24 protein-coding genes are annotated in these 24,046 nt (G+C 71.3%); 11 read left to right on the top strand and 13 right to left on the bottom strand.

Annotated features, from left to right (window positions below; genetic code table 11):
* The first annotated feature begins 28 nt into the window (after nucleotides 1-28).
* The 3 genes from KZ829_RS15935 (at nucleotide 29) to KZ829_RS15945 (ending at nucleotide 5,164) form a co-directional block, all read left to right on the top strand.
* The gene (locus KZ829_RS15935) at nucleotides 29-2,065 is read left to right on the top strand and encodes a cellulose binding domain-containing protein (protein ID WP_308285507.1); all 2,037 of its coding nucleotides are present in this window, start codon (nucleotides 29-31) and stop codon (nucleotides 2,063-2,065) included.
* A 131-nt stretch (nucleotides 2,066-2,196) separates the two neighbouring features.
* Nucleotides 2,197-3,498, top strand: a complete 1,302-nt coding sequence (locus tag KZ829_RS15940) for an aromatic acid exporter family protein (protein WP_220144669.1) — start codon at nucleotides 2,197-2,199, stop codon at nucleotides 3,496-3,498.
* 76 nt (nucleotides 3,499-3,574) lie between these two features.
* On the top strand, nucleotides 3,575-5,164 hold the full coding sequence (locus KZ829_RS15945) for a xylulokinase (protein WP_220144670.1): 1,590 nt from the start codon (nucleotides 3,575-3,577) through the stop codon (nucleotides 5,162-5,164).
* On the opposite strand, the gene KZ829_RS15950 is transcribed toward KZ829_RS15945, so the two are convergent.
* The 3 genes from KZ829_RS15950 to KZ829_RS15960 form a co-directional block, all read right to left on the bottom strand.
* Nucleotides 5,155-6,294, bottom strand: a complete 1,140-nt coding sequence (locus KZ829_RS15950) for an RNA polymerase sigma factor (protein WP_220144671.1) — start codon at nucleotides 6,292-6,294, stop codon at nucleotides 5,155-5,157. The genes KZ829_RS15945 and KZ829_RS15950 overlap by 10 nt on opposite strands.
* Nucleotides 6,291-6,698 (bottom strand): YciI family protein, encoded by a 408-nt coding sequence (locus tag KZ829_RS15955; RefSeq protein WP_220144672.1) that lies wholly within the window; start codon nucleotides 6,696-6,698, stop codon nucleotides 6,291-6,293. The genes KZ829_RS15950 and KZ829_RS15955 overlap by 4 nt, the downstream gene beginning before the upstream one ends.
* 66 nt (nucleotides 6,699-6,764) lie before the next feature.
* A complete protein-coding gene (locus KZ829_RS15960) occupies nucleotides 6,765-7,001 on the bottom strand; it encodes a ferredoxin (protein WP_372453871.1) in 237 nt (78 codons plus the stop codon).
* Between the two features lie 72 nt (nucleotides 7,002-7,073).
* Between KZ829_RS15960 and KZ829_RS15965 the strand changes: the two genes are divergently transcribed.
* Nucleotides 7,074-8,234, top strand: a complete 1,161-nt coding sequence (locus KZ829_RS15965; RefSeq protein ID WP_220144674.1) for a cytochrome P450 — start codon at nucleotides 7,074-7,076, stop codon at nucleotides 8,232-8,234.
* Nucleotides 8,235-8,238: 4 nt separating this feature from the next.
* Here the strand turns inward: KZ829_RS15965 and KZ829_RS15970 are convergent, their stop codons facing one another.
* From KZ829_RS15970 to iolC, 3 genes are read right to left on the bottom strand one after another with little or no spacing between them, the layout of a single operon-like run.
* Nucleotides 8,239-9,276 carry a Gfo/Idh/MocA family protein gene (locus tag KZ829_RS15970; protein WP_246635733.1) on the bottom strand — a complete coding sequence of 346 codons (1,038 nt, stop codon included), beginning with the start codon at nucleotides 9,274-9,276 and terminating at the stop codon, nucleotides 8,239-8,241.
* Nucleotides 9,277-9,281: 5 nt separating this feature from the next.
* On the bottom strand, nucleotides 9,282-10,157 hold the full coding sequence (locus KZ829_RS15975) for a TIM barrel protein (RefSeq protein WP_220144675.1): 876 nt from the start codon (nucleotides 10,155-10,157) through the stop codon (nucleotides 9,282-9,284).
* 26 nt (nucleotides 10,158-10,183) lie between these two features.
* Nucleotides 10,184-11,146, bottom strand: a complete 963-nt coding sequence (gene iolC / locus KZ829_RS15980; protein WP_220144676.1) for a 5-dehydro-2-deoxygluconokinase — start codon at nucleotides 11,144-11,146, stop codon at nucleotides 10,184-10,186.
* A 117-nt stretch (nucleotides 11,147-11,263) separates the two neighbouring features.
* On the opposite strand from iolC, the gene KZ829_RS15985 reads away from it, so the two are divergent.
* The 4 genes from KZ829_RS15985 to KZ829_RS16000 all read left to right on the top strand — a co-directional run bounded on the left by KZ829_RS15985 (nucleotide 11,264) and on the right by KZ829_RS16000 (nucleotide 14,052).
* On the top strand, nucleotides 11,264-12,211 hold the full coding sequence (locus tag KZ829_RS15985) for a methyltransferase (protein WP_220144677.1): 948 nt from the start codon (nucleotides 11,264-11,266) through the stop codon (nucleotides 12,209-12,211).
* A gap of 10 nt (nucleotides 12,212-12,221) precedes the next feature.
* Nucleotides 12,222-12,473 carry a CDGSH iron-sulfur domain-containing protein gene (locus KZ829_RS15990; RefSeq protein ID WP_220144678.1) on the top strand — a complete coding sequence of 84 codons (252 nt, stop codon included), beginning with the start codon at nucleotides 12,222-12,224 and terminating at the stop codon, nucleotides 12,471-12,473.
* 132 nt (nucleotides 12,474-12,605) lie between these two features.
* Nucleotides 12,606-13,538, top strand: coding sequence for an FAD-dependent oxidoreductase (locus KZ829_RS15995; protein ID WP_308285508.1), 933 nt, complete (start codon nucleotides 12,606-12,608; stop codon nucleotides 13,536-13,538).
* 22 nt (nucleotides 13,539-13,560) lie between these two features.
* On the top strand, nucleotides 13,561-14,052 hold the full coding sequence (locus KZ829_RS16000; protein WP_220144680.1) for a DUF309 domain-containing protein: 492 nt from the start codon (nucleotides 13,561-13,563) through the stop codon (nucleotides 14,050-14,052).
* Here KZ829_RS16000 and KZ829_RS16005 read toward each other — a convergent pair.
* From KZ829_RS16005 to KZ829_RS16015, 3 genes are all read right to left on the bottom strand, one after another.
* Nucleotides 14,045-14,338: a GNAT family N-acetyltransferase gene (locus KZ829_RS16005; protein WP_246635654.1), complete on the bottom strand. Its 294-nt coding sequence runs from the start codon at nucleotides 14,336-14,338 to the stop codon at nucleotides 14,045-14,047. The genes KZ829_RS16000 and KZ829_RS16005 overlap by 8 nt on opposite strands.
* Nucleotides 14,339-14,431: 93 nt before the next feature.
* A complete protein-coding gene (locus tag KZ829_RS16010; RefSeq protein WP_308285509.1) occupies nucleotides 14,432-17,158 on the bottom strand; it encodes a helix-turn-helix transcriptional regulator in 2,727 nt (908 codons plus the stop codon).
* 473 nt (nucleotides 17,159-17,631) lie between these two features.
* On the bottom strand, nucleotides 17,632-18,009 hold the full coding sequence (locus tag KZ829_RS16015) for a VOC family protein (protein ID WP_220144682.1): 378 nt from the start codon (nucleotides 18,007-18,009) through the stop codon (nucleotides 17,632-17,634).
* 67 nt (nucleotides 18,010-18,076) lie between these two features.
* On the opposite strand from KZ829_RS16015, the gene KZ829_RS44525 reads away from it, so the two are divergent.
* Nucleotides 18,077-19,153, top strand: coding sequence for a zinc-dependent alcohol dehydrogenase family protein (locus KZ829_RS44525; RefSeq protein ID WP_220144683.1), 1,077 nt, complete (start codon nucleotides 18,077-18,079; stop codon nucleotides 19,151-19,153).
* Between the two features lie 77 nt (nucleotides 19,154-19,230).
* Here the strand turns inward: KZ829_RS44525 and KZ829_RS16025 are convergent, their stop codons facing one another.
* Genes KZ829_RS16025 through KZ829_RS16035 form a run of 3 tightly spaced genes read right to left on the bottom strand, consistent with a single transcriptional unit; the run spans nucleotide 19,231 to nucleotide 20,719 of the window.
* Nucleotides 19,231-19,611, bottom strand: coding sequence for a hypothetical protein (locus KZ829_RS16025; protein WP_220144684.1), 381 nt, complete (start codon nucleotides 19,609-19,611; stop codon nucleotides 19,231-19,233).
* A complete protein-coding gene (locus tag KZ829_RS16030) occupies nucleotides 19,608-20,483 on the bottom strand; it encodes a class I SAM-dependent methyltransferase (RefSeq protein ID WP_220144685.1) in 876 nt (291 codons plus the stop codon). The genes KZ829_RS16025 and KZ829_RS16030 overlap by 4 nt, the downstream gene beginning before the upstream one ends.
* Nucleotides 20,483-20,719, bottom strand: coding sequence for a hypothetical protein (locus KZ829_RS16035; protein ID WP_188123411.1), 237 nt, complete (start codon nucleotides 20,717-20,719; stop codon nucleotides 20,483-20,485). Before KZ829_RS16035 ends, KZ829_RS16030 begins: the two co-directional genes overlap by 1 nt.
* Before the next feature lie 121 nt (nucleotides 20,720-20,840).
* Here KZ829_RS16035 and KZ829_RS16040 point away from each other — a divergent pair, with 121 nt between their 5' ends.
* Entirely contained in the window at nucleotides 20,841-21,476 is a 636-nt protein-coding gene (locus KZ829_RS16040) for a TetR/AcrR family transcriptional regulator (RefSeq protein WP_308285510.1), read from the top strand.
* A 159-nt stretch (nucleotides 21,477-21,635) separates the two neighbouring features.
* A complete protein-coding gene (locus KZ829_RS16045; protein ID WP_220144686.1) occupies nucleotides 21,636-22,040 on the top strand; it encodes a hypothetical protein in 405 nt (134 codons plus the stop codon).
* A 272-nt stretch (nucleotides 22,041-22,312) separates the two neighbouring features.
* Here the strand turns inward: KZ829_RS16045 and KZ829_RS16050 are convergent, their stop codons facing one another.
* The gene (locus KZ829_RS16050; RefSeq protein ID WP_220144687.1) at nucleotides 22,313-23,851 is read right to left on the bottom strand and encodes a glycoside hydrolase family 130 protein; all 1,539 of its coding nucleotides are present in this window, start codon (nucleotides 23,849-23,851) and stop codon (nucleotides 22,313-22,315) included.
* Between the last annotated feature and the right edge of the window lie 195 nt (nucleotides 23,852-24,046).

Here is a 24,046-nt window from a genome sequence, read left to right on the forward strand (position 1 = left end):
CCATCCCCTCGCTCTCCCGGAGACCCCCGTGCGCACATCCCTGTTGTGGAAGGCGCTGGCGAGCACCGCCCTGCTCGCCGGCGTCGCCACCGCGCCATCCGGCGCCCACGCCACCGCCCTCGCCGCCACCACCCGCGTCGACATCGACGTCCGGGCCGGCCTCGCCACCGTCGCCGACCAGGCCGTCGGCGTCAACCACGCCATCTGGGACTCACAACTCGGCACCCCGGCCGTCGCCGACCTGCTCAAGGACGCAGGGGTCGGGATGCTGCGGTACCCGGGCGGCTCGTACGCCGACATCTACCACTGGGAGAACCACACCGCGCCCGGCGGGTACGTGGCGCCCGACACCGATTTCGACACGTTCATGGCCGGCGCCCAGCGTACCGGCGCCGAGCCGATGATCATCGCGAACTACGGCACCGGGACCGCGCAGGAGGCGGCCGGCTGGGTCCGGTACGCGAACGTCGAGAAGGACTACGACGTCACCTACTGGACGATCGGCAACGAGAACTACGGCAACGGCCACTACGGCGCCGCCTGGGAGGCCGACGACCACGCCGACAAGAGCCCCAAGGAGTACGCGGCGACCGTCATCGCGTACGCCGAGGCCATGAAGGCCGTCGACCCCGACATCAGGATCGGCGCCGTGCTGACCATGCCGGGCAACTGGCCGGACGCCATCGTCGGCGCCGGCGACCAGGGCTCCTGGAACCAGGAGGTGCTCACCCGCGCCGGCCACGTGATCGACTTCGTCGACGTGCACTGGTACCCGGGCGGCGGCACCCCGGCCGAGACGCTCACCAAACCCGCGCAGATCCAGGACGCCGTCTGGACGCTGCGGCAGCAGATCGAGCGGTACGCCGCCGCGAGCGCCGGCCGCATCCGGATCAGCATGACCGAGACCAACGTCGAGGTCGGCCGCAACACCCAGCCGGGCGCGCTGTTCCTGGCCGACGTCTACAGCGGCCTGCTGGCCCAGGGCGTCTTCACGGTCCACTGGTGGAACGTCCACAACGGCCTCGGCACCGTCTCCACGGTCGCCGGGCAGACCGACTACGGCGACTACGGGCTGCTGTCCAGCGGGAACTGCACGGCCGACAACACGACCTGCCAACCGCCGATGAACACGCCGTTCGCGCCGTACCACGCGCTGTCGCTGGTGGGGGACTTCGCCCGGCCGGGCGACCGGTTCATCGCCGCGGGCTCCGGCGACGCGCTGGTCAGCACCCATGCGGTACGCCGGGCGAACGGTGACGTGGCGGTGCTGATGATCAACAAGGACCCGGACGCCGAACGGACCGTGTCGCTTAACTACCACGGCTTCACGGCCGCGGCGGGGACGCCGACGGTCTCCACCTACACCAACGGCGCAGCCGCGGTGACCACGGCACCGGCGGGCACCGCCACATCGCAGATGCTTCCCCCGTACTCGATCTCGCTCTTGACCTTGAAGTCGGCCGACGCCGTGACGGGCGCGCCGAAGGCGCCGGCCCAGCCGACCGCGACGGTGACCGACCGCTCGGCGACGATTTCCTGGCAGTCGACCGGATCCGGCCTCAAGTACGAGGTGTACCGGCAGAACGGCGGCGCCGCCGAGCTGCTCGGCGAGACCACCGGCACCTCGCTGACCGCGAACAACCTGGAGCCGGGCCGCCGGTACACGGTCAACGTGGTGGCGCGGGCCGGTTCCGGGCGGGCGTCGGCCGCCTCGCCGCCGCTTACCTTCACCACCGGCACCCCGGCGACGGCGGCGTGCACCGTGAAGTTCCGGGACGTCAACGACTGGGGCAACGGCTACGTGGGCCAGGTCGACATCACCAACGACACCGCCGCCGCGGTCAACGGCTGGACGCTGACGTTCACCTGGCCGACCACCTGGCAGAGCGTGAGCAGCGGCTGGAACGCCACCTGGACCTCCAGCGGCCGCACGGTCCGGGTGACCAGCGACGGCACGCTGGCCGCCGGCGGGTCCACCGGCGTCGGTTTCGTCGGCAACTACAGCGGCCCGAACGTGCTGCCGGCCGTCTTCACGCTCAACGGGAACGTCTGTACCAGCGTGTGACGGCTGCTCCCCGGTCCGGGCATCGCCCGGACCGGGCGACGGCCGTCACATTGGCCCTATTTTCCTCATTTGTTCTCAGCGTCGCCGATAGGTTTTCCGACGAACCCGATCGTGGAAGAGAAAGCCGAATCGTGCTGCGCTCGCTCACTGCCGCCCTTGATCCGATCACGCTCGTCGTTACTGGTCTCGTGCTCTGTGCGCTGGTCGTGACCCTTCTACGCCGCACCGTCCGGCCCGTCGTGGAGGACGCCTGCCGCACCGCCCTCGACCGGATGCGACCGCACCTGCCCGCCGGGCTGCTCCGGCTGGCCGGCCGCGTCGAGCCGTCCACCGTCCGCGAGATCCTGGTCACCACCCTCGCCGCCGGGATCGCCTGGAACGCCGCCGACATGCTGCACCTGGTCGGCCCGGTCACCGCCGCGATCATCGCGACCCTGTCGGTGCAGATGAGCTCGCACGCGTCGCTGCGCGCGGGCGCCCAGCGCCTGATCGGCACGGTCGCCGGAATCGCGCTCTCGGTCGCCGCGTGGGGCGTGTTCGGCCTCAGCGCGTGGTCGATCGCGGTGATCGCCGGTCTCGGCCTGGCCGTGGGCCGGGTGCTGCGCCTCGGCGACGCCTCGGTGCTCGTGCCGCTCACCTCGCTGGGCATCCTGGTCGGCGGCACCGCCGTCACCGAGGCGTTCGTGTGGGAGCGCGTCGCCGCCACGGCCCTCGGCATCGTGGTCGGCGTGATCCTGTCGCCGCTGGTCGGTGGCATGACCCCGCTGGAGCGCGCCCGTGTCAAGGCCACCCAGCTGTCGACCGAGATCGCCCGGCTGCTGCGCCGGCTCGGCGACGGCGTCCAGGACGGGTACGACCGCGAGCAGGCCGAGCAGTGGCTGGCCCGCTCCCGGGAGCTGGACGAGGACCTCGGGGACGCGATCGCCGCCGTGGAGGAGCTGACCAAGCAGGCCCGCTGGTCGCTGACCACCCCGGTCGCCAAGGTCACCCCGCTGGACGAGCGGGTCCGTGCCCTGGAGCACGGGGTGCATCAGCTCAACTCGGTGGCCCGGTCGATGTTCGACGCGGCCGCCACCTCGCACACCCCGGCCGTGCCGAAGCGCCTCGGCCAGGTGCTGATCGCCGTCTCCGAGGCGTTCGAGGCGCACGCCTCCGACGCCGGCAAGCTGGAGCAGGTGCTCAACGACCTGCGCGAGACCCGTCAGCGGACGCTGCGGCAGGTGCGCACCGAGATCGACGACACCGGCGTGCTGGTGCTCACCGGCTCGATCATGACCGACATCGAACGGATGGCCGGCGGTCTGGAGCGGTCCGCCCCGGCGCTCGCGGTCGGCGTCCGCGCGCACGGCCCGGCCGTCCCGGCGGTCTCCGAGGTGCTGCCCGCGGTCCGGATGATCTGGGAGAAGACGGTCACCACGAGGGCAGACCGCTAAATCTCGCCGTACGTGTCAGGGCGTAGTGTCCCTGTCGGGCGAAGGTCGGAAACACGTACGGAAGGACTCTTTCACGATGGCTGACTTGCGCGAGGCGATCGACCAGGGGCGGACCGCCCTGGGCATCGAGCTGGGATCGACCCGCATCAAGGCGGTACTGACCGGCCCGGACCACACGGCGATCGCGGTCGGCAGCCACGACTGGGAGAACCAGTTCGTCGACCGGACCTGGACCTACTCCCTCGAGGCGGTGTGGGAGGGGCTCCAGGGCTGCTTCGCCGCCCTCGCCTCCGACGTCAAGAACCGGTACGGCACCGAGCTGCGCACCGTCGGCGCCCTCGGCGTCTCCGCCATGATGCACGGCTACCTGGCGTTCGACGGCGACGGCGAACTGCTCACCCCGTTCCGCACCTGGCGCAACACCAACACCGGTGACGCGTCCGAGGCGCTCAGCGAGCTGTTCGGCTACAACATCCCGCACCGCTGGAGCATCGCCCACCTCTACCAGGCGGTCCTGGGCGGCGAGGAGCACCTCGGCCGGATCGCCCACCTCACCACCCTTGCCGGGTACGTGCACTGGAAGCTCTCCGGCCGCCAGGTGCTCGGGGTCGGCGACGCCAGCGGCATGTTCCCGATCGACATCGCCACCGGCGGCTACGACACCCGGATGCTGGGCCAGTTCGACGATCTGGCCGCCGGCCGGGTGCCGCTGAAGCTGGCCGAGCTGCTGCCGGCCGTGCTGCCCGCGGGCGAGGCGGCCGGCACGCTGACCGAGGAGGGCGCGCGTCTGCTCGACCCCACCGGCGCGCTCCAGCCGGGCGCCGCCCTGTGCCCGCCGGAGGGCGACGCCGGCACCGGCATGGTGGCCACCAACTCGGTGGCCCGCCGCACCGGCAACATCAGCGCGGGCACCAGCATCTTCGCCATGATCGTGCTGGACGGCGAGCTGAGCCGCCGGCACCCGGAGATCGACCTGGTCACCACCCCGGCCGGCGACCTGGTGGCGATGGTGCACTGCAACAACGGCGCCAGCGAGCTGAACTCGTGGGCCGGCCTGTTCGCCGAGTTCGCCACCGCGCTGGGGGCGAAGGCGGACAGCAACGCGGTCTTCGAGACGCTGTTCAAGGCCGCGCTGGACGGCGCCCCGGACGGCGGCGGCCTGATGGCGTTCAACTACCTGTCCGGTGAGCCGATCACCAAGCTGCACGAGGGCCGGCCGCTGTTCCTGCGGGAGCCGGGCAGCAGCCTGAATCTGGCCACGTTCATGCGGACCCAGCTGTACTCGGCCCTGGCCACCCTGCGCATCGGCATGGACGTGCTCCAGAAGGCCGAGTCGGTGCGGCTGGACCGGATGTTCGCGCACGGCGGCCTGTTCAAGACCGAGGGCGTGGCGCAGCGGCTGCTCGCGGCCGCCATCGACACCCCGGTCACGGTCGGCGACTCGGCCTCCGAGGGCGGCGCCTGGGGCATCGCGGTGCTGGCCGCCTTCCTCACCACCCGCACGCCCGGCCAGAGCCTCGACGCCTTCCTGACCGACGTCGTCTTCGCCGGCGCCCGGCTGGACACCGCCGAGCCGGACCCGGCGGACGTCGATGGCTTCAACGCCTTCATGCGGCGGTACGTGGCCGCGCTCCCGGTCGAGGAGGCGGCGACCCGTCACAGCTGACGGTGCAGACGGGCGGCCTGGCGGGTCAGGTGGTCGCGTTCGGCCAGGTTCGGTGCCTGGGCGGCGGCCTCCGCGTACAGCCGGGCCGCCCGTTTCCCGTCTCCGTCACGTTCGTGCAGGTAGGCGGCGACCGCGGCGTACCGGGGAAGGGTTTGATCGAGGTCTGACAGGGCCGCCAGGCCCGCCCGCGCGCCGTCCGCCTCGCCGACCGCGACGGCCCGGTTCAGCCGGACCACCGGGCTGTCGGTGAGGCGGGCCAGTTCGTCGTACCACTCGACGATCTGCACCCAGTCGGTCTCCCCGGCATGGGGCGCGTCGGCGTGCAGGGCCGCGATCGCGGCCTGCGCCTGGAACTCGCCGAGGCGGTCGCGCGCCAGCGCCGCCTGCAGGATCAGGACGCCTTCGGCGATCAGCGCGGTGTCCCAGCGTGTGCGGTCCTGCTCGGCCAGCGGGACGAGACCACCGTCGTCACCGGTACGGGCTGCGCGCCGCGCGTGGTGCAGCAGCATCAGGGCGAGCAGCCCGTACACCTCGGGGTGATCGATCGTGGCGGCGAGTTGCCGGGTGAGCCGGATCGCCTCGGCCGCCAGGTCGACGTCGCCGGTGTAGCCCTCGTTGAACACCAGATAGAGCACCCGCAGCACGGTCGCCACGTCACCGGGCTGGTCGAACCGCACGCGAGAGACCGTCCGCTTGGCCCGGCTGATCCGCTGCGCCATGGTGGCCTCCGGCACGAGGTACGCCTCGGCGATCTGCCGCGTCGTCAGTCCACCGACGGCCCGCAGCGTCAGCGCCACCGCGGATGCCGGGGTCAGCGACGGATGCGCGCACAGGAAGTAGAGCTGGAGCGTGTCGTCGACCGAGGTCGCCGGGCCGGGCGGCGGCTCCTCCTCGGCGGACTCCTCCCGGCGGCGGCGGGCCGCCTCGGACCGGGCCGCGTCGAGGAACCGCCGCCACGCCACCGTGACGAGCCAGCCCTTCGGGTCGCGCGGAGGGTCGTCCGGCCACACCCGCAGCGCCTCGACCAGCGCGTCCTGGACGGCGTCCTCGGCCGCCGCGAAGTCTGCTCCGCGGCGGACGAGGATCCCGAGCACGCCCGGGGTGAGGCTTCGCAGTTCCTCCGGCGTCATTCGGTGATGGTGGGCATTTCGGCGAAGCAGGGGCGCAGTTCCAGCCACTCGTGGATCGGCTTGCCGTCCTTGCCCGGGGCGGCGGACAGCTCGCCGGCCAGTTCGAGGGCCCGCTCGTGGCTGTCCACGTCGATGATCATGTAGCCGGCGATCAGGTCCTTCGTCTCGGCGAACGGGCCGTCGGTGACCGGCGGGCGGCCCTCGCCGTCGTAGCGGACCCAGGTGCCCTCGGGCAGGAGCGCCTGTTCGCTGACGAACTCACCGGTCTTCACGAGCCGGTTCGCGAAGTCGCTCATGTAGGCGATGTGCGCCGAGATCTCCTCGGGCGTCCACTTCTCCATCGGCACGTCGTTGACCGGGGCCGGAGCGCCACGGTAGTGCTTGAGCAGCAGGTACTTGGCCATGACGGTTCTCCCGGAGTGCTGGGTGCGACCCATTGTGGTCGGCGTTCGGACCGGGGACGGAGCCGGTCACCGGTTCTCGACATCATCGTCCAAGATTTTTATGACTCCGGCCGGGCAGAGGGTGGCCGCGTCCCGGGCGGCGGGTTCGTCGGCGGCCGGCGGGATCTCCGCCAGCAGGATGACGACGCCGTCCTCGTCGCGCTGATCGAACACCTGCGGGGCGGTGAAAGCGCATTGACCAGCACCGATGCACTTGTCTTCGTCGACGGTGACCTTCATGGCTCCTCCGGTGATCGTTTTCAACCGTTTGCTACCGGGTCATCCCGTGCGTACGGTACCAAGTAATCAGGCGTTTACCTCAGGGAGAGGGTGCAGATGCTCGACTACCCGTTCACGCCACCGACCGCCGTGGACCCGCCCGACGAATGGCGGGAACTGCGCGCCACCTGCCCGGTCGCGCCGGTCCGCACGCCCGCCGGAATCGAGGCTTTCCTGCTCACCCGGTACGACGACGTACGCACCACCATCACCGACCGCCGCTTCGTCCGGAACACGCCGGCCGGCAGCAACGCCGTCGGCACGCAGGCCGCCTTCATGGCCGACGAGGCCCAGCACATGCGCTGGCGCCGCCTGCTCAGCCGCTCCTTCACCGCCAAGCGCATGACCGCCCTGGAGCCCGGCATCGCCCGGATCGCCCACGACCTCATCGACGAGATGACCGAACAGGGCCCACCCGCCGACCTGCGGACCGCCCTCGGTTTCCCGCTGCCCGTCTACGTGATCTGCGACCTGCTCGGCGTGCCCGCCGCCGACCGGGAGCGATTCGCCCGCTGGTCCGACCACTTCCTCAACCTCAACCGGTACACCGCCGAGGAGGCCAGGCAGTCCGGCCTGGAGATGTGGCAGTACATGCTGGCCCACGTCGAGGCGAAACGCTCTGCACCGGGCGACGACCTGCTGTCCGAACTGGTAACGGTCGTCGACTCCGAGGACGGCCGGCTCACCGAACAGGAGTGCGTCTTCACCGGCCAGGCGCTGCTCGTCGCCGGGCACGAGACCACCGCCAACATGATCGGCAAGATGGCCGCCATGCTGCTCGCCGAGCGGGGACGCTGGGAACGCCTGCTCGCCGAACCCGGCCTGGTGCCGAGCGCCGTCGAGGAGGTGCTGCGCTTCGACGCCAACCTCGGATTCGGGATGCACCGCCTGGTCACCGAACGCACCGAGATCGCCGGGACCGTCGTCGAGGCCGGAACCACCGTGCTGTCGTCGACGCCGTCCGCCAACCGTGACGAACGGGTCTTCGACCACCCCGACGAGATGGACCTGGCCCGCTCCCCCAACCCGCACCTCACGTTCGGCGCGGGCCCGCACTCCTGCCTCGGTCAGTCGCTGGCCCGGGTCGAACTGCGCACCGTGCTGGCCGTCCTGCTGGAACGGCTGCCCGGCCTGGAGCTGGCGGTGCCGGTCGAGGAGCTGCGCCGCCGTCAGGGCCTGCTCGTCGGCGGCCTGGAGGAGGTGCCGGTCCGCTGGTAGAACCTCACCTCCGGTAGAGAGCGGGCACCGGTGGCAGATCCACGGCATGGCGGTCGCCGCTCGTCAGCGCCGCCACACAGGCGTGCGCCACGAACGTCGCCGCGAACCCGTCCCAGGCGGACGCGCCACCGGCCGCCCCGTCGATCCAGTCCTGCAACTCCAGCCGGTACGCCTCGGCGAACCGCGGCCGCCAGTCCCCCGGCAGCGCCCGCGCGTGCAGCCCGCCCCGGCGCAGCGACGTCGGCGGCGGCGCGTCCACCGTCACCGTGCCCGTCTCACCGACCAGCTCACAGCGCACCTCGTAGCCGTACCGGGCGTTGGCGAAGATCTCCACGTCGGCGAGCACCCCGGACTCGGTGGTGAGGACCAGCAACTGCGGATCCCGGGTTCCGCCCGCCTGCCCGCTCGGCCGGGGCGTGTGCACCGCCACCTCGACGATCTCCTCCCCGAACAGCCAGCGCACGATGTCCAGCTCGTGCACCGCCGAGTTGGTGATCAGGGCGGAGCCGGGCAGGCCCGGGACCGCGGCCGGATTCCGGTGCACGTTGTGCATCAGCAGCGGCGCGCCGATCTCGCCGGCGGTCAGCAGCGCCCGCATGCCGGTGTAGCCCGGATCGAAGCGCCGCATGAACCCCACCGTGATCAGCCGGCTGCCGTGCTCGGTCTCCGCCTCCACGATCCGGGAGCAGGCCTCGACGGTCGGGGCGAGCGGCTTCTCGCAGAGCACCGGCTTCCCGGCCGCCACACAGGCGAGCACGTAGTCCTCGTGGGTGGCGTCCGACGACGCGATCAGCACGGCGTCGATGCCGTCGTCGACGATCAGCGCGTACGGGTCGGCGAAGACCCGCGCCCCACCGCTGGCCGCCGCCACCCCGCGGGCCCGGCCCCCGTCGACGTCGAAGACACCGCCGACCCGGGCGCCGGACACCGCCTCGGTGAGCAGCCGGGCATGGTCGGCGCCCATGACGCCGGTGCCGATGACGCCGATCCGGGTCACCGTGGGCCCGCCCGCCTCGGCCGGCATCTGCCCCGGCTGGAGCATGGTCGTCACCGCGCCACCTCCATCAGGAACTCCAGGCTGCGGCGCACGTCGCCGACCGGGCCGGCGCCGGCGGCCGGCGGCCCGGTGAGCGCGCAGTCCTGCTCCAGCACGTACCACCCGGTGTAGCCGGCGGTCTCCAGGCGGTCGACGATCCCGGCGACATCCGCGTCACCGGCGCCGAGCGGCGTGTACAGGCCCGCCTTGACGCCGTCCATGTAGCTGCGGCCACCGTCCCGCACGGTGGCCGCCACCGCGAGATCCACATCCTTCAGGTGGACGTGCGCGATCCGGTCGGCCGCCTGCTCCAGCAGCTCGGCGGGGTGCATGCCGCCGATCAGCAGGTGCCCGGTGTCCAGGCAGACCGGCACGTCGCTGCCGTCGAGCAGCCGCAGCACCGCGTCCCGGTCCTCGACCGCCGTGCCGACGTGCGGATGCAGGCTGGGCCACAGACCACGGTCGGCGGCCATCTCCCGCAGAACCTCCAGGGTGGCGAAGAGCCGGCGCCACTCGCCGTCGTCCAGGCGGACCTTGCGGTCGTAGCTCCCGTCAGCCGACCGGGCGGCCAGAACCACCACCTCCGCTCCGGCGGCGGCCAGGGTGTCCATCGCGAGGGCCGCCGCGGCCAGGTCGGCGTCGGTTCCGACATGCATGGGTACGGGCAGAAAACCGCCGATCAACCGCAGCCCGTGCCGGTCCAGCATCGCCCGTACGTCCGCCGACGTCATGCCCAGATAGCCGGTCGGGCCCAGCTCGGTGGCACGCAACCCGAGCGTGGCCATCTCGGCGAGAACCCGGTCGGCGAACAGCTCGTACCCCCAGCCGGGCGCCTCACACACGCCCCAGGAGATCGGCGCCCCGCCGATACGGTCCGCAAAGCCCATGACCTGCCCCCTCATATCCCGCCTGATCACGCCGCAGACTCTCCGACACGGCCGGCCGCCAGCACCCGCTCCACCTCGGCCGTGGTCGGCATGGCGGTGGAGCACTCCAGGCGGCCCGCCACGATCGCGCCGGCCGCGTTGGCGAACCGGACGACACGGGCCAGGGGCCAGCCGGCCAGCAGACCGTGGCACAGCGCGCCGCCGAACCCGTCCCCGGCGCCCAGGCCGTTGACCACTTCCACCTCGGTGGGCGGTAGCCGTACCCCATGATCTTTGGTCTTGGCCAGAACGCCCTCGGGCCCCAGCTTCACGACGGCGAGTGACACCCCGGCGCCGAGCAACGCGGCGGCAGCCGCGTCCGGATCGTCCTCGCCGACCGCGACCGCGCACTCGGTAAGGTTGCCGACCGCCACGCTGACGTGCGGCAACGCCTCCTGGACGGCGGCCCGCGCGGCGTCCGGCGAGGACCAGAACATCGGCCGGTAGTCGAGATCCAGCACGGTGAGCGGACGGCGGCCACGAGCCCGCCACGCGGCGTGGTGCGCGGACCGGCTCGGATCCTGGGAGAGGCCGGTGACCGTGCACCAGAACACGCCGGCCGCCCGGATCGCGCCGAGGTCCAGCTCGTCCGGCTGGATCATCAGGTCCGGGGCGGCCGGCAGGCGGTAGAAGTACAGCGGGAAGTCGTCCGGCGGAAAGATCTCACAGAACGTGACCGGGGTCGGCAGACCCGGCACGGCGGCGACGAACCGGTGGTCCACCCCGAGTTCCGCCAGGGTGCGGCACACGTACCGGCCGAACGGGTCCTCGCCGACGCGGGTGATCACGGCGGTCCGGCGGCCGTGCCGGGCCGCGGCGACCGCCACGTTCGTCGCGCTGCCGCCGAGGAACTTGCCGAACGAGGTGACGTCCTCCAGGCCGACGCCGGTCTGGAGGGGGTAGATGTCGACACCGACGCGGCCCATGGTGACGACTTCGAAGTCCGGCATCTCACCTCTCCGCATCGTAAAGGCGTCGTGTCATGCAGACTCCGACCGCAGGTCGATCACGTCAAGCCTTTGTCCCGACCTGAGATTGAGACGCCGTCCGCTGGGCACCCGGCCGCTATGACGATCACCACCACGCCGCTGGAGATCGACACCGCGCTCGTGGACCTCGGGGACGCGTTGCGGGCCGGCGGCTACCGGTTCACGACCACCACGCCGGCCACGCACGAGCGGGTCAACCGGCGGCCCGGCAACGCGCGCGCCCGGAACACGCGCGACGTCTTCGGCTGGAGCCGGCCGTTCGGGCCGGGCGTGCTGCCGGAGCGGATCGTGGAGTTGATGGACCTCGCCGGCGTGCTGGACCGGGACGGGGACGTCTGGCGCAGCCGGGTACGTTTCTCCTGCTACGACGGCGAGATCTTCGTGCACTCGGCGTTTCCGACGACGGCGCCGGACGCGGTGTTCTTCGGGCCCGACACCTACCGGATGGCGGACGCCGCGATCGCCGAGATCGAGAGCCGTGACCGTCCGGTCCGGCGGGCCGTCGACATCGGCTGCGGAACCGGAGCCGGGGCGATCGCCGTCGCCAAGCGGGCGCCCGGCGGCGAGATCCTGGCGGTCGACATCAATCCGGTCGCCCTCCACTTCGCCCGGCTCAACGCCCTCCTGGCCGGCACACCGCATGTGCGGGTGTGTGACAGCGACCTGCTCGACGCCGTCGACGGTGACTTCGACCTGATCGTCACCAACCCACCGTTCATGATCGACCCGGCCGGGCGGGCCTACCGCGACGGTGGCCCGCACGGGCACGAACTGTCCCTGGCCATCGCCTGCACGGCGGTCGACCGGCTCGCCGTTGGCGGCACCCTGGTGCTGTTCTCCGGCATCGCCATCGTCGAGGGCCGCGACCTGTTCCACGACGCCGCCGCCGAGCGCCTCGCCGGAACCGGACTGACGTGGACGTACCGGGAGGTGGACCCGGACGTGTACGGCGAGGAGCTGGACGGCCCGGCCTACGCCCACGCCGAACGGATCGCCCTCGTCCTGCTCACCGTCACCAGAGTCTGAGGCGGCCGCCATGATCCCCGGCGAGGACGGGCACGGCGTGACCGTGGTGGTCTACGAGGACGGCCCGCCGCTGGTACGCGGTGACTTCACGCTGCGCACCCCGGACGGCGAGATCATCGATCCGGGGCGGGCCACGGTGGCGCTGTGCCGGTGCGGGAAGTCGGCGATCACGCCGTTCTGCGACGGCACCCACAAGGCGGCCGGTTTCCGGGCCGGGGCGGGCCGGCGGACGCCCGCACCCCGCTCAAACGAACCCGAGTAGGGAACTCTCACCCCGCGACCGGCAGCCCAGCACCTCGCGCGCCCACAGGCCCGCGCAGCGGGCGCCGAACAGCACTTCATGGCGCCCGCATGCCCCGATGATCGACGGCCAAACGCCGGTATGGTCGGGGCTGTGGGCAGTGTGACGGTGGTGGGCGCCGGGGTCATCGGGCTGAGCGTCGCGTACGAGCTGGCGGTGGCCGGCCACGAGGTGCGGATCGTGGCCGACCGGGAGGCCGTCGACGGCGTGTCCGGGGTGGCCGCCGCCATCTGGTTCCCGCACGACGTCGACCACTCCCCGTCGGTCCTCGACTCGGCCGCCGTCACCTACCGGCGGCTCGAGGAACTGGCCGGCAATCCCAGCACCGGTGTCCATATGCGCCCCGGCACCGTCCTGTCCCGCCACCCCGACCCGGACCTGAGCTGGACCCGGGCCGTGCCGCACACCGAACCGGCCGAGTGGGCCGGAACCAGCGGGATCCGCTGCGTCGTGCCACTGGTCGAGACCAGCACCTATCTGACGTGGCTGCGTGCCGCGGTCCTCTCCCTCGGGGTCGATGTCGACTGGACCGAGGTGAAGGCGCCGGCGGACCTGCCGCCGTCCGACGCCGTGGTGGTGGCGGCCGGGCTGCGGTCGGCGGCGCTGCTCGGCGACGATCCGGACTGTTTCCCGATCCGGGGCCAGGTGGTGCGGCTGGCCAATCCCGGGCTCACCGAGTGGATCACCGACTCGGACAATCCGGACGGGCTCACCTACGTCGTACCCCGGCTCGGCGACGTGGTCTGCGGCGGCACCGGGGAGGTCGGATCCTGGGACGAGCGGATCGACCCCGACATCGAGGCCGGCATCCTGCGCCGGGTCAGCGCCCTGGTGCCGGAACTGGCCGGGCAGCCGGTGCTGTCCCGGGCCACCGGGTTACGGCCGGGCCGGTCCGGCGGCGTCCGGGTGGAGGCGGTCGCCGGTCACGACCGGCCGGTCTACGCCTGCTACGGCCACGGCGGCGCCGGTTTCACCCTGTCCTGGGGCGACGCCGCCCGCATCGCCACCCTCGTCGGCCCCGCCTGAGCGGGCACGGCACGATGAAGCCATGACCGCCGGAACACCTGTCCCCCGTGATCGCGACGAGTCCGGGCGGGCCCGCAACAACCGCCCCCGCGACGGCCTCGGCCGCCCGCTGCCACGCGGCCTCACCGGGGTGCCGACGACCCCGGAGGACCTGGTCCTGCCACCGGACGAGGCGCTGCGGGAGGCGCAACGGCTGCTCGACGCCGGGCGCCCGTTCCACGCCCACGAGGTTCTGGAGACCGCGTGGAAGGCGTGCGACGACGACAACCGGGAGCTGTGGAAAGGATTGGCGCAGCTCGCGGTGGGCATCACCCATCTGCGGCGGGGCAACACGGTGGGCGCGGTCCGGCTGCTCACCCGCGCCGCGGATCGCATCGAGCCGTACGCCGAGGCCGCTCCGCACGATGTGGCGGTGACCGAGCTGACCGCCTGGGCCCGGAGCCTGATCGCCCACAGCGGCGAACCCGTCGCGGACTCCGAGCTGGCACCCCGCCTTCAGCGAACGGCTATTTGACCCTTCGGGTCGACCGGGCCACGATCTTGTCGTATTCCTTGTGGCCGTCGAGCCATTCGCCGAGAAAAGGACACATCGGTACGACGGTGCGGTTCCGGCCACGGGCATCATCCATCGCCGCGCGCGCCAGGGCCGAGCCGACACCCTGCCTCTCGAAGCGGGGATCGACCTCGGTGTGCGTGTACACGACGATGTTGCCGCTCACCTGGTAGGTCAGCACCCCGGCCAGCTCACCGGACTCGTCGCGCGCCTCGAAACGCTCCCGCTCGGGCGCGTCGCCAACCATGATCGTCACTCGCCTATCCAATCACGCTCAATCAGCGTCGATACGCCTGGCTCAGGCCTCGATCTCGCCGGCAGGAGAGTGCCGGCGATCGTATCAGTGGCGGCTGACCAGGCCGGCCACTTCGGTGCGGGAGGTGACGCCCAGTTTGCGGAGGATGTTGGAGACGTGGACGGCCGCCGTCTTCGGGGAGATGAAGAGGCGCCGGGCCAGCTCGGAGTTGGTCAGACCATCGCTGATCAGGACCGCCACCTCGCGCTCGCGCGGCGTCAGGGTCGCGACGGGTTCGGCGCCGGCCGGGTCCATGCCCAGCTGGGCGCGGACCAGGGCGAGGTGCGCAACCCGCCAGCCACCCCACCCGGCCAGCAGCGGGCCGGCCGCCGACACGTGGACGGCGGCCTCGGCGGTGCGGCCCAGGGCGAGCAGGCAGCGGGCCGCCCACACCCGGACCGTGCCACGGGCGGCCGGGCCCAGCACGTGCGCCTCGACGATCGTCTCGAACCCGGCCAGCGCCTCGGCGTGCCGCCCGTGGACGGCCGCGAGCTGGGCGTCGACGAGGGTGCGGTAGGCGTCCCACACCTCGGCGTCGAGCAGCGCGACCGCCATCTCGTCGAGCCGCGCCGGCGGCAGGCCGAGTTCCACGGCGGCGGAGATCAGGTCGTGGGCCTGCTCGCCGTTGCGCCACGTCTGGGCGGCCAGGGCGGTGAGCAGCTGGTCCAGGGCGGTTTCCGCGCGGGCCCGGTCGCCGCGCCGGCAGGCCAGGTGGAACTCCAGGCCGGGAATGACGGTGGGCGGGTTGTTGGGCAGCGCCGCCAGGTCGGCGATCAGCTGCTCGACCCGGTCCAGCTCACCGGCCTCCAGGTGGAGCCCGGCCAGGAAGAGGCCGTGGTAGTCGGCCCAGCGGCCCCGCCGCCGGTAGCCGCGGTCCTGTTCGCGGCCCTCCTCCAAGGCCGCGATGGCGGCGCGCAGGTCACCGGACCGGACGGCCAGCCGGGCCCGGCCCTGGAAGTAGGCGGCCACCGACAGCGACTCGAATCCGGCGCGTTCGGCGCTGATCCGGGCCCGTTCCAGCATCTCGGCGTACTCGGTGGGCGATGTCGGCGGCTCGCCGTGCACGAGGGTGTGCAGCGCGCGGGCGGCCAGCACCCATTCGCCGGCCTTCTCCGCCTCGTCGACCAGCGCGTGCAGGATCCGACGGCCGTCGGCGGCGGTCTGCGGGCGCTCGATCAGCGTCGAGCCCTTCTCCAGCAGCGCCGCGAGCCGCACGGCCGGCAGGTCGAACTCGTCGGCCAGCGCCAGCGCGCGATCCGCCCAGAGCACCGCGGCGTCCAGCTCGTCACGCAGATAGGCGGACTGCGCGATCGCCGTCATGGCCCGGGCCTGTGCCGCGCCCGGCGGCAATTCCGCGATCAGAACCTCGATGGCGTACGTCAGCGCCCGCATCTCCTCGGGTTCCCGCGACTCCCAGGCGATCCGCACCAGCAGGTACAGCGCCTCGGCCCGGTCGGAGGTGCTGTCCGTCAGGTCCCGCCAGCGCCGCCCGTACCGCAGGGCGTCGTCGAGCAGCCCGGCCAGCCACGCGGCACGGGCCGCCGAGGCGAGCAGCTCGGTGTCGTCGGGCACCTCGTCGAGGCCCATCTCGGCCAGTTGCAGCGCCTGGTAGGCCGAGCCGATCGACAGGTACAGCGCCGCACCCCGCCGGGCGGCCGCGATCATGTCCTCGTACCGGCCGGCGCCGCAGGCGTGGTGCGCCACCATGGCCGGATCGGAGGCGCCGCCGCGCAGCAGCACGTCGAGTGCCGTCTCGTGCAGCCGGCGCCGCTGCCGGGCGAGCAGCTGCCCGGCGATCGCCTCGCGGACCAGCGCGTGCCGGAACGCGAACTCGTCCGCGCCGGACTCCACCAGCACTCCCCTGGTGACCAGGTCGCGCAGCACGGCGATCAGCTCGTCCTCGGGGGTGCCGGTCACGTCGGCGAGCAGGTCGAACAGGATCCGGTGGCCGAGCACGGTGGCCGCCTCGACGATGCGGTGGCTCACCGGGTCGAGGTCGTCGACCTGGCGGCGCAGCACGTCGGCGAGACTCCACGGCAGCGGCTGCTCGACGAGCGCCTCCACGTCGTACCCCGGAAGGGCCCGCAGCAACTCCTCCAGGAAGAACGGGTTGCCGCCGGTGCGATGGTGCAGCGCCGTCGCGGCGCGCAGCGGCGCGGGCGCGCCGGTCGCTGCCGCCAGCATGGCCGCGGTCTGCGAGGGCGTCAGTCGATCGAGGCGTACGTACGTGACGGCGTGCCGTCGCTCCATCCGGGCGAGCAGTCCGGCGACCGGCTGGCGGCGGGTCACCTCGTCCGGCCGGTAGGTGCCGATCACCAGCCGCGGGCCACGGTGGTCGGCGGTCCGCTCGAACAGGGCGGCGCTCTCCGAATCGGCCCAGTGCAGGTCCTCGAAGACGACGACGGCCGGGGCCTCACCGATCAGATCGTCCAGAATGGCGAGCCCGATGTGCAGGCGCTCGACCGGGCTGCGTTTCGGGTCGGTGAGCGCGGCGAGCCGCTCCTCGTCGACGCCGGGACGGCCGTCGATGGCGTCGAGCAACACCTCGTACGGCCGGGACAGCGACCCGGGCTCGGCCTGCCCGACCAGCACCACCGTGCCGGCGGGCACCGTGTTCAACAGCTCGTGGACGAGCCGCGTCTTGCCGATGCCGGGCTCCCCCGCGATGATCGCGACGGCCGGCTCACGCGACGAAGCGAGCCGCGCCAACCGGCGCAGCTCGCTCTCCCGCCCGACCATCATCGGGCTGGCGCCGCCACGGATCGTTCGCACGACGCCAGGGTACCGGTGGGGCGTCCGCGTACCGCCGGGGCTTTCCCGCCCCGCCGGGTCCGGAACCACCGGGCCCGGCCGAGCAGTCGTCCACGTTCCGCCTCGGCGGCCAGCTCGCGGTGCCGCGCGTTCACCAGATCCAGCATCATCTCGGGGTGCAGCAACATGATCGGTTCCTCCCTGTCGACCTGATACATAGATCCTCGGTCGTGGAAGGCCCTGGCACATCGGCAGCACCCTGCGTATCTTCGCTGCTCAGACCTATTTAGGAGGGTCTACTAGGGGCTCTAGGTATACCTATGGACCCCTTTGTGGCCGAGGTCCGCGTCTCGCTCCCGGCCCCTTTCCTGTACGCGCGACGCCGTCCCGCCTCATCCGCCCCGTCCCGTCCGGTTCACGCGATCTCGCTGCCCGCTCACGCGTACAAGAAGAAAGAGCCGGAAGCGAGACGCGGACCTCGACCACAAAGGTCTCTAGCCGTTGGGGCGGCGTTCGATCGCCTGGAGGGACCAGCTGTTGCCGTCCGGGTCACGGAAGTAGACGAACCGGCCCCACGGCTGCTCGTCGACCTCGCCGACCTCGACACCGGCGTCCAGCAGGTGTTTGCGGGCCTCGTCGGCGTCGGCGACCACCACCTGGATCTCCTGGGTGCCCGGCGTCCTCTCGGTGAGACCCTCACCGATCGCGATGGAGCACGCGGAGCCGGGCGGGGTCAGCTGCACGAACCGCAACCCTTCCCGCACCGTGTAGTCATGGTCGGCGTTGAAGCCGATCCGCTCGTAGAACGCCTTGGCCCGGTCGACGTCGGTCACCGGCACCGGAATGAGCTCGATCTTCCACGTCGCTGTCATGACCTGATCCTCCCGCCTATTGCGGTCATTTCCTGACCGCTACCCGAAAGCCTGACAGGATGTCCCGGTGCGCGCAGTGATCTTCGATGCGATAGAGGGCCGGCCCGAGGTCCGCGAGGTGCCCGAACCGAAGGCTCCGCCCGGCGGCGTGGTGGTACGGGTGGCCGCGACCGGAATGTGCCGCAGCGACTGGCACGCGTGGGCGGGCCATGACGAGATCGCCCTGCCGCACGTACCCGGTCACGAGCTGGCCGGTGTGATCGCCGAGGTCTCCCCGGAGGTGACCCGCTGGCGTGTCGGCGACCGGGTGACGGTGCCGTTCGTCTGCGGCTGCGGCCGGTGCGAGTGGTGTCGTTCCGGACAGGCGCAGGTGTGCCCCGACCAGCAGCAGCCCGGCTTCACGCACTGGGGATCGTTCGCGGAATACGTGGCCCTGCACGCCGCCGACACCAACCTGGTCGCCGTACCGGACAGTGTGGACTTCGCGGCGGCCGCGAGCCTCGGATGCCGGTTCGCCACGGCGTACCGTGCTCTGGCCGGCCGCGCGCGGCTCACCGAGGGCGAGTGGGTCACCGTCGTCGGATCCGGCGGGGTGGGCCTGAGCGCCGTGATGATCGCCCGTGCCCTGGGCGGCCGGGTGATCGCCGTGGACCGCAACCCGGAGGCGCTCGCCGTCGCGGCGGAGTTGGGCGCCGAACACACCCTGTTGGCGGACGGCACCGACGTCCCGGCCGCCGTCGCGGACCTGACCGACGGTGGCAGCCACGTCGCGGTGGACGCCGTAGGCAGCGAGCGGACCTGCGCCGACGCGATCCTCAGCCTGCGCCGCCAGGGCCGCCACCTGCAGATCGGGCTGCTGCCTCCGGTCGACGGCCACCCCCGGGTGCCGATGGCCCGGGTGATCGGCTGGGAACTCGACGTGCTCGGCAGCCACGGAATGGCGGCCACCGACTATCCGGCCATGATGGCCCTCATCGAGCGCGGCGCGCTGGCCCCCCAACGCCTGATCGAACGCACCATCGGCCTCGAGGAGGCCGCCGGCCTGCTCCCCCTCTTCGACCGCGCAACGGTGGCCGGAATGACGATGATCGACCCGGCCGGCGGCCTCGATCGGCTTGGCGTCACGGACTCAGGTGCGCTGTGAGCTGGTCGATGCGAGCATTCGGCGCCGAGCTGCCGGACACCGTACGAGAGATCGTCGGTGATACGTGCCGTCCGGGGCTAGAACGAGCTGAAGCTGTCCACGCCCATCAGGCGGAGCACCTCGGTACGCACGGCCGGGCATTCCGCCTTGATCGCGGCGTCCAGTGCGGCGCCGTTCTCCGGCTTGCCGTGTGACTCGAAGAAGGTGGCCAGTTTGCCGGCCAGGTTGGCGTGCCGCCCGACCGGGCTGCCGATCTCCTTCAGCGCCGGGATCTCGCCCTGCAGGTAGGTGCAGACGTCCGTCGCCGAATAGGAGCCGCCCGCCCGGGTTGCTCCGTCACCGCCCGACACGGGTGCATCGGTGGACGGCGGCCCGGTATCGGCTGGGGCGCAGCCGGACAGCACGGCGACGCTGATGATCAGTGCGAGGGAGGCGGCAAGACTCCGGTGAGAGGTCATTGTGTACTGGTCCCGTCCGAGCGAGCGGTGATCAACCAAAGTCCGGCCGGCAGCCGATAACCGGTGCCGGCGGTGAGGAACCGTTCGAGCAGGCGTACCACCCCGGCCCGGGCCCGCTCCTGAACGGCGGGTTCGGCGTCCCGGTAGGCCGCGCCGGCGGGACCGATCTCGATGAGCCATTCGGTGACCACTTCCGGGTCGTCCGGGGCCTCGAGAGCGACGTCGTACGGGTGGATGCCGATGTCGGTGAATCCGGCGGCGGTGAGCAGGCGGGTCACCCGGGCCGGATCGGCGAACGCGAAGGGGCCCGGCTCGTCGCCGATCGGCAGCGGCGGCAACGGTCCCAGGTGTGCCGCCGCACCGAGCAGCGCCGCCGACAGCCACGGGTTCACGCGGCCGTCGCGGAATACCGTTGCGGCCAACCGGGCGCCGGTACGCATCGACCGCCGGACTGTGGTCAGGCCGGCGACCGGATCCGCGAGCAGCATCAACGCCATCCGGGAGTAGACGGCGTCGAACGGCGCCCCGGGCACGGCATCGAGCGTCTCGATGTCACCGGCGACGAACCGCGGTCCCGCGCCGCCCGGCGCGGTGAACCGGTCCCGGGCCGTCGCCACCATCGCCTCCGCGAGGTCGAGACCGACTGCGCTGCCCAGCGGAGCGACGGCCCGCGCGATTTCGGCGGTCGTGCCGCCACACCCGCAGCCGACGTCCAACACCCGTTCACCGGCGTGGGGTCGCAGCCAGTCGAGTGCCACGGCACCCATCGGCCGGCCGATCTCGTCGTGCCGGTCGGCCTGATGGACCCACCCCGGCGCTGTCCGGGCCCAGAAGTCGGAGTTGCGGGCGCGCAGCGTGGCGGTGTCATCCATCAGAACGGCATCTCGGCGCCGTCGACGCTCGCCGATCGGAAGGCGGCGGCCTTCGCCGGATCGAAGCCCTCCTCCTGGGCGGCCAGTCCGGCGGCACGGATCAGGCGTTCCGACTGGAACCTGCGGAACGCGGCCTCGTCGGCCCAGATGTTGATGATCCGCCAGCCGTCGTCGGACGGGCCGGCCACGTGGGCCAGCAGGCCCGGCGGCCGGTCCGGACCGAGGTGCTTCTCCACTTGCCGATACTCCTGCTCGCTGACTCCGGGCATGTCTTGCACGACGCCGTACGGCATAGCTGTCCCCTGATGTCGTTCCAATAGAGTGAAGCTCTATCTAATAGTGCACTACGGTGCATGCGTGACTGTCAACCGTCGTTACGTCTCCCCCCGACGCCAGGAACAAGCCCGGCAGACCCGGCGAGCGATCCTCGACGCGGCCGCCAAACTGTTCGTGGACCCGGGCTACGCCGCCACGCCGCTGACCGCCGTCGCCGCCGAGGCCGGCGTCGCCGTGCAGACCCTGTACGCGGTGTTCGGCAACAAGCGCCAACTGCTCTCCGACCTTGTCGATGTCACCCTCGTCGGCGACGACGAACGGATCACGATGGCGGAACGGTCGTTCGTCGCCGACATCCGCGCGCTGACCGGCCTGCGGGCGAAGCTGACCCGGTACGCCCGGCATCTCACCGAGACCCATGCCCGGCAGGTACACGTGATGTTGGCACTGGCCGGTGCGGCGACCGCCGACGCCGACGCCGCGGCGATCTGGCGCAAGAACGTCGAGGACCGCCGCCGCGGCATGGCGATGTTCGCCGCCGATTTGGCGGCCACCGGCGAGGTTCGGGTGAGTCAGGAACGAGCCGCCGATGTGCTGTGGCTCGCGCAGGACATCCGCAACTACGACTGGCTGGTACGCGAGCGCGGGTGGCCGGTCGAGCGGTTCGAGCGATGGTTCGTCGATGGCGTCGCCGCCGTGCTCGGCGCGCCCGACTAGTACCGCAACGGCACTCAACAGGCGAACGCATCGATGATCGGCTCGTTGTCGAGTGCGTGACGGCGATCGAGGCTGATCAGTGGTCCGGTGAGCTGAACCGGTTGCATGCCCGGTTTGCGGCTGATTCGCGCAATGCTTACCAGACGTTACGCTGGCCAAATGCCTCGCCGTGCGCTCTTCTTCGTGGTCTCGGCCGTCTTCTCGGTCGTTGGCGCATTTCTGACCTGGCACGGTGCCCTCGGCCTGCTCGCGCAGGTGCCAGGAGCGGGAGACGCCGGCATGCTGACCGTGGCGTACTGCGCGGAGGTTTCCCGCGGCGGTCTCGCCTGCGAGGGCGTGTTCACCGCCTCAGACGGAGTGGCCCGCACAGTGAGCGTTCAGGGCACCGACCGAGTAGGCGCGACCATGGAGGCAACGGTGTTTCCTTGGGATGCCAGCCGCGCGTATGCACGTGGATCAGTGCTCGGTGCGACAGGGACCACGGTCTTCGGCGGCACGGTACTCGGCATGGGCGTGATGGGCACGATCCTCGTGGCCCGCAATGATCGCCGGTTGAGCGCCTGAGCACACCTGAAAAGAGCAATCGATCTTCGGGTAGACGGTCTGGGCTCCGGCGGAAACCCAGCGGACCTTGCGAGGACGACCTCGACCAGGTCGCCGACCGCCTTGACCAGGCAGTCACCGGCCGTAGTGCGGACTGTTTGCGGACTGAATCACGCCGGACCGGCCTTCGACGCGGTCCGGCCCGCCTGCAGAACGCCAGGCGGGGAGAGTGGGCCGGACGATGCACCATGCGAACCACCCCACCGTCATCCTCCGTAACGGCGATGGACGATTCAGGCTGGGTGAAGCAATTGTCCGGTCAACGGGTTCTGCCCGTACCGGCGGCACAGCTCGACCAGAACGTCCTCGTGGGTGACGGCCACGTTCATCACCGTGTCGTTGCCCGCGTAGTAGACCAGCAGCGTGCCATCCGTGCGAGGCACCATCGCGCAGGAGAAGACCACGTTGGGCACATGCACGTAGTCGGATTCCCCGACCCGGCAGTCGGCCCGCGTCGGGAACAGCACCGGGATACTGGACATCTGTACCCGCCGGGGATCGTCCAGGTCGTGTAGCGCGACCCCGAGGACATACGGATTCCCGTCCATGGTGGTGCGCACACCGTGGAACAGGTTGAGCCAGCCGGCTCTTGTCCGGACCGGAGGTGCACCTGGCCCGATCTTGTCCGAGAAGGCGCTGGGCCCCCAGCCCGTACGCATGATCGGCTCGTCGTCGATCGCCCACTGCCCCGCACGGTAGTCGACGGCGGTCCCGATCCGGATCTGGGTGTACGCGCCGCCGGTGTCGCCCGGTAGTACGTCGTTGGGCCGGAACAGCGCGAAGTACCGGCCGCCGATCCGCTCACCGAAAATCACGACGTTGCGCATGTCCTGTTGGAGGACAGGCCCATGGCGCACGACCCTGGTGAAGTCGTCGGTGACAGCGAGGCAGACCCGCACCTGGTTACGGACCTGCGCATCGTAGCCGCTGTAGGTGATCACGTACTCGCCGTCGACGACGTTGATGCGGGGATCCTCGACCCCGCCCGACTCGATCCGCACCATCGCGGACTCCTCGACACCCGATGCGAAGGTATCCGCCGGAGTGGCCGGCTCCAGCAACGGTGCCGGCGCAACCCGCCAGTCGGTGATCCCGTCGGCGCTCCGCGCAACTCCGATCACGCTGACCCCACAGCGCAGATGCGACCGGAAGACCATCACCGTCTCATCGCCGGCAACCGCGACGCCGGCGTTGTGCACCGTGACCACCTGGCGATGCGGTTCGGTCCACACCTCGTTGACATGCTGCGCCGTCAACACCGGATTGTCCGGATAGCGCAGCATCGGCTCGTTCAGCGAGACCACGCCGACACGGCCATACCCCAGTTCGACCTTGCGCTCCATCACCGCGACGCTACGCCGCCCACCCTGCTCACCAGGAGAAATACGAGATAATTCGCTTCTCGTCCGGCTCCTGGTCGACAAACCCGGGGCGGTGCCCAAGCGAGCCTGACAGGGCAGCCGAGCGGCGCCGGAAGAGCGCCCTGACACGAAGGTGCCCACCCCTGACCGAACGCCCTCAACACCAAAGACATGCGGCTTCACCCACATAGCCCGCTGACCGTCGAGGAGGTGCGACCGTGCTCGGGTTCGAATCGCTTGAAGATCGCGACGCAACCCCGCGACGGCCGCACCTGACTCGACCGGGATGACCGCATTCAAACCATCGGCCTGACAACCAGGCCGCGGTTCGCAGACAGGATCAAAGTGGGCCGGACGATGCACCATGCGAACCAACCCACCGACGTCCCCGGCAACCCGCAGCGAGGGCATTTGACCAGTTCACGGCGCATACGAGCGACCCGAACGCCCGGCACGTAACGTCATGGTCTGCGATTCAATGTCAATGGCCAATCAGTTCGCCCCAGAGGCGGCCAGTAGTTGTCCCCGCTGGCGGCCACGGTTTCTCCCCGCTGGCGGCCAGATAAGTTCCCCGCCGTGGGGTGGTGCTGGATCAGTGCAGGGCTT

The sequence above is a fragment of the Actinoplanes hulinensis genome (assembly GCF_019429605.1).
In the GTDB taxonomy this organism is placed as follows: Bacteria; Actinomycetota; Actinomycetes; order Mycobacteriales; family Micromonosporaceae; genus Actinoplanes; species Actinoplanes campanulatus.